The organism is Streptomyces sp. NPDC059668 (assembly GCF_042734135.1).
Lineage (GTDB): Bacteria > Actinomycetota > Actinomycetes > Streptomycetales > Streptomycetaceae > Streptomyces.
Genome location: NZ_JBHWEL010000024.1, coordinates 102,865 through 112,189, shown reverse-complemented (window position 1 = coordinate 112,189; position 9,325 = coordinate 102,865). Strand labels below are relative to the sequence as shown.

The window sequence follows — 9,325 nt, the reverse complement described above, 5'->3', positions numbered from 1 at the left end:
TTTTTTAAAGCTTATGAGGGATTACGTTTTATCAGGGGTTTTGGTGGGTTGGTTTTTTTTTTTAAGAGACTGTTTCTGGGGGGGGCGGTTTGGTGTCGGGGGGTGCTAATGGGCCGTTACGACCTTTGTGGTTGGGGCCCCTTCAAGGAGCTCGCGAGGAGCTACCAGGAGATCAGATCGACAAGAACTACTTGTTGATCTTGATGACCTGGCCGGCGCCCACGGTCCGGCCACCCTCACGGATGGCGAACTTCAGGCCCTCCTCCATGGCGACGGGCTGGATGAGGGAGACCGTCATCTCGGTGTTGTCGCCCGGCATGACCATCTCGGTGCCCTCGGGGAGGGTCACAACGCCCGTCACGTCCGTCGTACGGAAGTAGAACTGGGGACGGTAGTTGTTGAAGAACGGCGTGTGACGGCCGCCCTCGTCCTTGGACAGGATGTAGGCCTGGGCCTCGAACTCGGTGTGCGGCGTGACCGAACCGGGCTTGATGATGACCTGGCCGCGCTCGACGTCCTCGCGCTTGATGCCACGGAGGAGCAGACCGACGTTCTCGCCCGCCTGGCCCTCGTCGAGCAGCTTGCGGAACATCTCGATGCCGGTGACCGTGGTGGTGGTCTTCTCCTGCTTGATGCCCACGATGTCAACGGTCTCGTTGACCTTGAGGACACCACGCTCGATACGACCGGTGACGACGGTGCCACGACCGGTGATCGTGAAGACGTCCTCGATCGGCATCAGGAACGGCTTGTCGACGTCACGCTCGGGCTGCGGGATGTTCTCGTCGACGGCCTTCATCAGGTCGAGGACGGACTGGCCCCACTCCTTGTCACCCTCAAGGGCCTTGAGCGCCGAGACCTTGACGACCGGAAGGTCGTCGCCCGGGAACTCGTACTCGGAGAGCAGCTCACGGACCTCGAGCTCGACGAGCTCCAGGATCTCCTCGTCGTCCACCATGTCGGCCTTGTTCAGGGCGACGACGATGTACGGAACGCCGACCTGGCGGGCCAGGAGCACGTGCTCCTTGGTCTGCGGCATCGGGCCGTCCGTGGCGGCGACAACGAGGATGGCGCCGTCCATCTGCGCCGCACCCGTGATCATGTTCTTGATGTAGTCCGCGTGACCGGGGCAGTCGACGTGGGCGTAGTGACGGGTCTCCGTCTGGTACTCGACGTGCGCGATCGAGATGGTGATACCGCGCTGGCGCTCCTCAGGAGCCTTGTCGATCTGGTCGAAGGCCGAGGCCTCGTTCAGGTCCGGAAACGCGTCATGCAGCACCTTGGTAATGGCGGCCGTGAGGGTCGTCTTACCGTGGTCGATGTGACCGATGGTGCCGATGTTGACGTGCGGCTTAGTCCGCTCGAACTTCGCCTTCGCCACTGGGGTCCTCCTACGGAGTGGTTCTGTACGCCTTACTCATCGGCGCCAGGTGATCTTTGCTGGGGTGCCGCCCGCCGGGATTCTCCCTTACCGGTCGAGTCCCGGCGGTCGGTGTCAAGCCTAAAGCGTGCAAACGGTGTGCGTTACTCGCCCTTGGCCTTCGCGATGATCTCCTCGGCGACGTTCCGCGGAACCTCGGCGTAGGAGTCGAACTGCATCGAGTAGCTTGCGCGACCCGACGTCTTGCTGCGGAGGTCTCCGACATAGCCGAACATCTCCGAGAGGGGCACGAGGCCCTTCACGACACGGGCACCGGCCCGCTCCTCCATGGCCTGGATCTGACCACGGCGGGAGTTGATGTCGCCGATGACCTCACCCATGTAGTCCTCGGGCGTGGTGACCTCGACGGCCATCATCGGCTCGAGCAGCACGGGGCTGGCCTTGCGCGCGGCCTCCTTGAAGGCCTGCGAACCGGCGATCTTGAACGCGAGCTCGGAGGAGTCGACCTCGTGGTAGCCACCGTCGAGAAGAATGACGCGGACGCCCGTCATCTCGTAGCCCGCCAGGATGCCGAACTGCATGGCCTCCTGCGCACCGGCGTCCACCGACGGGATGTACTCCCGCGGGATACGCCCACCAGTGACCTTGTTCACGAACTCGTACGCCGGACCGTCGGTCTCGGTGATGGGCTCGATCGCGATCTGCACCTTGGCGAACTGACCGGTACCACCGGTCTGCTTCTTGTGGGTGTAGTCGTGACGCTCGACGGCCTTGCGGATCGTCTCGCGGTACGCGACCTGCGGCTTGCCGACGTTGGCCTCGACCTTGAACTCACGCTTCATACGGTCGACCAGCACCTCGAGGTGCAGCTCGCCCATACCGCCGAGGATGGTCTGGCCCGTCTCCTCGTCCGAGTGGACGTGGAAGGAGGGGTCCTCCTCCGCGAGACGCTGGATGGCGACACCCAGCTTCTCCTGGTCACCCTTGGACTTGGGCTCGATGGCGACCTGAATGACCGGCGCCGGGAAGTCCATGGACTCCAGGATGACCGGGTGCTTGTCGTCCGAGAGCGTCTCACCGGTGGTGGTCTGCTTCAGGCCCATGACGGCGACGATGTCGCCGGCGCCCACCGCCTCGATCTCCTCACGCTTGTTCGCGTGCATGCGGTAGATCTTGCCGATGCGCTCCTTCTTGCCCTTGACGGAGTTCAGCACCGCGGTGCCGGCCTCCAGGCGGCCCGAGTAAACCCGGACGAAGGTGAGCTTGCCCAGGTGCGGGTCGCTCATGATCTTGAACGCGAGCGCGGAGAGCGGCTCGTCCACGGACGGCTTGCGCTTGACGACGACCTCGGGGTCCTTCACGTCGTGGCCCTCGATGGCCTCGACGTCAAGCGGGGTCGGCAGGTAGCGCACGACCGCGTCGAGCAGGGGCTGGACGCCCTTGTTCTTGAACGCGGTGCCACAGAACACCGGAGTGACCGTGACGTCCTTGGACTTGCCGGACGCGATGGTGATGCGACGGATCGCGGCGTACAGCTGCTCCTCGGTGGGCTCCTGGCCCTCCAGGAACAGCTCCATGATCTCGTCGTCGTTCTCCGCGACGGCCTCGACCAGCTTGCCGCGGTACTCCTCGGCAGCCTCGGCGTGCGTGGCCGGGATGTCGACGACGTCGTACATCTCGCCCTTCGCCGCCTCGGCGGACCACACGAGCGCCTTCATGCGGACCAGGTCCACAACGCCCTTGAAGTCCATCTCGGCACCGATCGGAAGCTGCATGATCAGCGGCACCGCACCGAGGCGGTCCTTGATCATGTCGACGCAGCGGTGGAACTCCGCGCCGGTCCGGTCGAGCTTGTTGACGAAGCAGATGCGCGGCACGCCGTAACGGTCGGCCTGACGCCACACCGTCTCGGACTGCGGCTCGACACCGGCGACACCGTCGAACACGGTGACGGCACCGTCGAGGACGCGGAGCGAACGCTCCACCTCGACCGTGAAGTCGACGTGACCCGGGGTGTCGATGATGTTGATCGTGTAGTCGTCGTCCTCAAGCGGCCAGTGACAGGTGGTGGCAGCAGAGGTGATCGTGATGCCACGCTCCTGCTCCTGCTCCATCCAGTCCATGGTGGCAGCGCCGTCGTGGACTTCACCGATCTTGTAGCTGACGCCGGTGTAGAAGAGGATCCGCTCGGTGGTGGTCGTCTTGCCCGCGTCGATGTGGGCCATGATCCCGATGTTGCGGACCCTGGCCAGGTCAAGTGAAGTGGTAGCCATAAGGCTTCGGTCTTCTCTCGGTCTCGATGTGGGTAGCGACTACCAGCGGTAGTGCGCGAAGGCCTTGTTGGACTCGGCCATCTTGTGGGTGTCCTCGCGCTTCTTCACAGCGGCACCGAGGCCGTTGGACGCGTCGAGAAGTTCGTTGAGCAGACGCTCGGTCATGGTCTTCTCGCGACGGGCGCGGGAGTAACCGACGAGCCAGCGCAGCGCGAGCGTGTTGGCGCGACCGGGCTTGACCTCGATCGGAACCTGGTACGTCGCACCGCCGACGCGGCGGGACTTGACCTCGAGGGTCGGCTTGATGTTCTCCAGCGCGCGCTTCAGCGTGATGATCGGGTCGTTGCCCGTCTTCTCACGCAGACCCTCCATGGCGCCGTAGACGATGCGCTCGGCGGTGGAGCGCTTGCCGTTGAGCAGCACCTTGTTGATCAGCGACGTGACAAGAGGAGAACCGTAGACCGGGTCGATGATGACCGGGCGCTTCGGGGCGGGGCCCTTACGAGGCATTCTTACTTCTCCTTCTTGGCGCCGTAGCGGCTGCGGGCCTGCTTGCGGTTCTTGACACCCTGGGTGTCGAGCGAGCCGCGGATGATCTTGTAGCGAACACCCGGCAGGTCCTTCACACGGCCGCCGCGCACGAGCACGATGGAGTGCTCCTGCAGGTTGTGTCCCTCACCCGGAATGTAAGCGGTGACTTCGATCCCGCTGGTCAGACGCACACGCGCGACCTTACGCAGGGCCGAGTTCGGCTTCTTCGGGGTGGTCGTGAACACACGCGTGCAGACGCCGCGACGCTGGGGCGAACCCTCGAGTGCGGGCGTCTTGTTCTTCTCGACCTTGTCCTGCCGGCCCTTCCGGACCAGCTGCTGGATCGTAGGCACTACTTCTCCGGTTTCTGTGTGCCGAATGGTGAAGCTAACCTGGAACGCCACCGACCCACGCGGTCGGGTGTGTCGAATGCTGCAGATTCCCGCCGCGAGGCGAAAAGGGCGCAGATTACGGTGGCCGGTTACGGCTCGCCTTGCGGTTTGAAGGCACGCACGCGAGCCAGGGCACACCCCAGGCACAAGGTCTGAGCGTACCTACCTCACGGACTTCGGTCAAAACAAATGCTGTCCAGGGCGACACGCCGGACTTCCCACCCCCCTCGGCGGGGCTCGCCGGCCGCGTCCGCGACGGCCCGTCGGGGCCATCGCGACCGCCCGCGGCAGGCCGTGCCGTGGCCATGCCGTGGCCATCGCGACCGTCCGCGGCAGGCCGTGCCGTGGCCGCGGCGGCCCGGCACACACTCCACGCATCCTGGCCGAATCGCGCCCTTTCGGGCTCCGCGGTCTTGCGCTTTCAGTACGTTGATCCGTCCGCTGTGAGGACTGGGGGACGAGCATGACGACAGGGACGGTGGCCCATCCGTCGGACGACGGGGGCCTGGACGACCGGGTGCCCTTCCTGGCCCGGCTGGAGGCCGAGGACCGTTCGGCGCTGCTCGGGCTCGGCCGCACGCTGGACTTCGCCCAGCGCATCATTCTGCTGCACCAGCACGAACCGTCCGCGCACGTCCTCTTCCTCGTGACCGGCTGGACCAAGGTCACCGCCTCCGCCGCCAACGGGTACGAGGCGCTGCTCGCGCTGCGCGGCCCCGGTGACATCGTCGGGGAGTCCGCGGTACTGACCGGGCGGCCGCGGTCCGCGACGGTGACCGCCCTGGAGCCGGTGCGGGCGGTGGCCGTGGAGCACGAGCGCTTCCGTGATTTCCTCAGCCGTTCACCCGACGTCTCCTTCGCGCTCCTCGGCCTGACCGCGGACCGAACGCGGGCGGCCGACCGGCGGCGCCTGGAGTTCGCCTCGATGAGCGTGCGGCAGCGCTTCGCGGTCCTGCTCCTGGACCTGGCCCGTACGCACGGCCGCCGGACGGCCGAGGGCATCGAGCTGGCGGTGCCGCTGAGCAAGCAGGAACTCGCGGGCTCGGTGGGCGCGTCGCGCGAGATGGTGCAGCGGCTGCTCAGGGAACTCCGTGACAAGCAGGCCGTCTCCACGGGGCGGCGCACGCTGCTGATCCTGCGCCCCGACATACTCCGCCGCATCGCGGCCACGGAGTTCCCGGCCGGCGGGATCCCGTCCCCTCAGGCCCCTCAGGAGGCGGAGGGGCGGCTGCCGCGGGGCGGGGCGGACGGGGAGGCGTAGGCGCGGCAGGCGGCGCGAGGGGGGATGCGGCGGCGCGGGCGGAGTCGGGGGTGCGGGCGGAGTCGAGGGTGCCGGTGGAGTTCCCCGGTGTTCCCCGAAGCCCCCTCGGGGTTCCCCCGGCACCCGCTAGGTGTCCCCTCGCCACCCGGGGCCCCTCTGTGCACACGGTCACACTCCGAGTGGGTCATCCGCCCTCACGCCCCGGGGCGTGACGCCAGCAGGCTGCTGCTCTGCACGGCACACCTGCGAGAGGCGACCATGACCGACCCCGTGAGCCGCACGATCCTGTTGCTGGACATCGAGAGGTTCAGCGACCGGGACGACGTGGAGCAGGCGTACCTGCGGCGCATGCTCTACGACATCACCGACCGCGCCCTGGAGCACGCCGGCATCGACGAGACCCGGCGGCTGCGTGCCGACCGCGGCGACTCCGTGATGGCGCTCATCGACGCGAACGCCCCGGTGACCACCCTGCTCCGCGCGCTGCTCACTGAGGTCCCGGCCCAGTTGAGGACCGTCAACCGGATGGCGTCCCGCTCCGCCCAGATCCGTCTGCGCGGCGTTCTCGCCACCGGCTACGTCGCGGTCGACGCGCTCGACGGCTGGGTCGGCTCCGACCTGAACCACGCCTGCCGTCTGCTGGACGCCCACCCCCTGCGCGCCGCCCTGCGCGAGCGCGCCGACGACTTCGCGCTCTGTGTCTCCGACGCGCTGTACACCGGCGTCGTACGGCACGACCACCCCGGAGTCCCGGCCGCCGACTTCCGTCCGATCACGGTGGACAGCAAGAACGGCCCGCTGAAGGCATGGCTGCACGGCCCGCTCCCCCGCGACCCGGCACCCACGCGAGACCACGGTGAGACGGGGGCGGGGGGAACCGGGGCGCCGGGCGGTTCGGGGGACCGCCCGGCGCCCGCGGTCCCCCCGCGGGGCGGCCCCGGCGAGGACCGCCCGGCGCCGGCCGGATCAAGGGGAGCCCCGGCGCCGGGCCCCGCGCTCCGCATCGACGGCGGCTCCGCCGGCATCAGCGGCGGAGTGTTCGGCGGCGACCAGTACGGCGGGATCAGCGGCGGCCACTTCACCGGCGACGTCACCTTCGGGGAGCCCGGCAACCGGGAGCGGGACGGCCGGGAGCGACGCGGCCGGGAGCAGGGTGGCGGCGCGTGAGCACCCAGGAACCGGCGGGCCAGGGTCCCCCGGCCGGCACCCGCCCGGGCCAGGACGGCTCGGGCTCCGGACCCGGCGGCTCCGGCCCCGTGGCGGACAAGCCCGCCGGCACCCCCGTACCCGACGACACCCCCCGCGGCGACGACCACGACGCGTCCGAGGAGCACGACCAGCCGCAGAACGCCTGGTCGGCCCGGCGGGACCTGGTCGACCACAGCCCCCGGACCATGAACGTCGGCGCCAGGGCCCGCTTCGGCGGCGGCCTGCTCGGAGGCGACCAGCACGGCGGGATCAGCGGCGGCCACTTCACCGGCGACGTGTTCATGGGCGGCCGGACGGAGATCTACCACCTGGGGACGGCCGGCACGGCCTCGCCCGCACCGTCCGCCGGCGAGGTCCCGCGCTCCACCCTGGAGCGGTTGGACGAGAGCTTCGTCGCCGACGGCCGGGTCATGGCCGACCTGCTCGACCGGCTGCGCCACGAACGCGTCCTGGTCCTGTCCGGCGCCCGTTTCACCGGCAGACGTACGGCCGCCCTGATGCTCCTGCACCGCCTCGGCGCCGCACCCGTCCGCACCCTGGTGCCCGACACCGCCCCGGGCGCCCTCGCCGACGGGTTCACGGCGGAGACGGCGGAGAAGCGCGCCGGCGACCCCGCGCGCGGGTACGTCCTGTGCGACCTCGCCACCCGCCGGGACCGCCCGCTGCGCGAACCCCATCTGCTCGCCGTCCGGGACCGCCTCGCCGAGCAGGGCGCCTACCTGGTGATCACCGTCGGTCCCGGCGCCGCGCTGGAGGACGTCCCCGCCGTCCGCTGGGAGCCCCCGGCCGCGGCCGACGTCCTCGCCGCCCACCTGCGCGCCCGCACCGACGAGGAGAGCGCCGCCAAGCTGCTCGGACTCCCCGACGTCACCGAATTCCTGGGCCGCGGCCACCAGCTGCGGGAGGTCGCCGCCTTCGCCCGGCTGCTCGGGCGGTACGCGGCCGGAGAGGTGACCGAGGACGCCGTGGCGCGGTTCTCCCTCGGCTCGCTGGAGAACCAGGTCCAGGAGTGGTTCGAGGAGGACGAGGCGTCGATCCACCTGCGGGACAAGGCGTTCCTCGTCGCGCTGGCGGCCTTCGACGGCGGCCCGTACGCCCTCACCGCCGAACTCAGCGATCTGCTCTACCGCTTCCTCCAGGAGACCGAGAACCGGGCCCGCGTCCCGGAGGTCCCCGTCTTCGGCACGCACGTCGGCAAACGCCTCCACCTGGCCCGCGCCCACCGCTACGAGGAGGACGAGCACACCGAGTGGGGCCCGGTGACCCAGCGGAAGGCCGCGTTCCGCGACGACCGGGCCTCCCTCGTGCTGCTGCGCGAGGTGTGGACGGGTCACCCGTCCGCACGGCCCGCCCTGATCGCCTGGCTGCGCCGGCTCGCCGACGACGGCCGCCCGCTGGTCCGTACCCGGGCCGCCTCCACCGTCGCCGTGCTCGCCCGTACCGACCTGCCCTCCGCGATGGCCCTGGTCATCGAACCCTGGGGCATCTCCAAGCTGTTCCGGCACCGGCTCGTCGCCGTCAACGCGCTCACCCTCGCGCACCTCGTCGGCACGCCCAACATCCCGCGCATCCTCGACGACTGGTGCACCCACGACGATCCGCGGCTGCGCTGGGTGGCGGCACGGGCGTACGCGCTGATCGGACCCGAGCGGCCGGTACAGGCGCTCGCCGCGCTGCGCGGTGCCGTCCGCCGGCTGTACGCGGACACCCCCGACGACCTGGACGGCGAGATGGCGCGCGAACTCGCCGAGGCCGTGGAGCTGTTGCTCCTCTCCCCCGCCAGCGAGCCGGTTCTCGCCGAACTGCTCGGCCGCCTCGACGACGACCGTGCCGTGCACGACCTGACCCTCGGCGGCTTCGTCAACGCCTGCCGCCGCACCGAGGACGACGACCGGTACGGCACCCCGCTGGTCCTCGGCTGGTACGCGCGGGCGGCGACGGAGGGCTCGGCGGCCGCCCACGGCATCCCGGCCCTGTGGCGGGCGGCCCTCGCCGACCCCCGGGCCACCCGGCACGCGCTGGACGTGCTGCGCGACTGGGTGCTGATCGCCGACCGGACGCCGGCCACCGAATGGGCACTGGCCGCCCTGCTGCCCGCTCTCGTCACCTCGCCCGCGGAGCACCAGCGGCTGAGCCATCTGCTGCGGACCATGCCCGGTGAGGACGGGGCGCCCCCGCCCCTGGTGGCCGCCCGTCTGCTGACCACCCTTCCGGCCCGCTGACCGGGGCCCGCCGCCAGACCCTTCCGACCCAGGCGACCGGAGGCGAAGCGCCCCGG

General features: G+C 69.6%; 7 protein-coding genes. 3 read left to right on the top strand and 4 right to left on the bottom strand.

Annotated features, from left to right (window positions below; translation table 11 throughout):
• Nucleotides 1-187: 187 nt before the first annotated feature.
• The 4 genes from tuf to rpsL all read right to left on the bottom strand — a co-directional run bounded on the left by tuf (nt 188) and on the right by rpsL (nt 4,538).
• Nucleotides 188-1,381: an elongation factor Tu gene (gene tuf, locus ACFV2J_RS19550; RefSeq protein WP_153289127.1), complete on the bottom strand. Its 1,194-nt coding sequence runs from the start codon at nt 1,379-1,381 to the stop codon at nt 188-190.
• Between the two features lie 143 nt (nt 1,382-1,524).
• Entirely contained in the window at nt 1,525-3,654 is a 2,130-nt protein-coding gene (gene fusA / locus ACFV2J_RS19545; protein WP_385094650.1) for an elongation factor G, read from the bottom strand.
• A 39-nt stretch (nt 3,655-3,693) separates the two neighbouring features.
• Nucleotides 3,694-4,164 (bottom strand): 30S ribosomal protein S7, encoded by a 471-nt coding sequence (gene rpsG, locus ACFV2J_RS19540; protein ID WP_003992340.1) that lies wholly within the window; start codon nt 4,162-4,164, stop codon nt 3,694-3,696.
• 2 nt (nt 4,165-4,166) lie between these two features.
• On the bottom strand, nt 4,167-4,538 hold the full coding sequence (gene rpsL / locus ACFV2J_RS19535; protein ID WP_003948652.1) for a 30S ribosomal protein S12: 372 nt from the start codon (nt 4,536-4,538) through the stop codon (nt 4,167-4,169).
• 502 nt (nt 4,539-5,040) lie between these two features.
• On the opposite strand from rpsL, the gene ACFV2J_RS19530 reads away from it, so the two are divergent.
• The 3 genes from ACFV2J_RS19530 to ACFV2J_RS19520 all read left to right on the top strand — a co-directional run bounded on the left by ACFV2J_RS19530 (nt 5,041) and on the right by ACFV2J_RS19520 (nt 9,269).
• Nucleotides 5,041-5,838: a Crp/Fnr family transcriptional regulator gene (locus tag ACFV2J_RS19530; protein ID WP_385094647.1), complete on the top strand. Its 798-nt coding sequence runs from the start codon at nt 5,041-5,043 to the stop codon at nt 5,836-5,838.
• Between the two features lie 258 nt (nt 5,839-6,096).
• Nucleotides 6,097-7,005 carry a hypothetical protein gene (locus ACFV2J_RS19525; protein WP_385439703.1) on the top strand — a complete coding sequence of 303 codons (909 nt, stop codon included), beginning with the start codon at nt 6,097-6,099 and terminating at the stop codon, nt 7,003-7,005.
• On the top strand, nt 7,002-9,269 hold the full coding sequence (locus ACFV2J_RS19520; protein WP_385084049.1) for a hypothetical protein: 2,268 nt from the start codon (nt 7,002-7,004) through the stop codon (nt 9,267-9,269). The genes ACFV2J_RS19525 and ACFV2J_RS19520 overlap by 4 nt, the downstream gene beginning before the upstream one ends.
• Nucleotides 9,270-9,325: the final 56 nt, after the last annotated feature.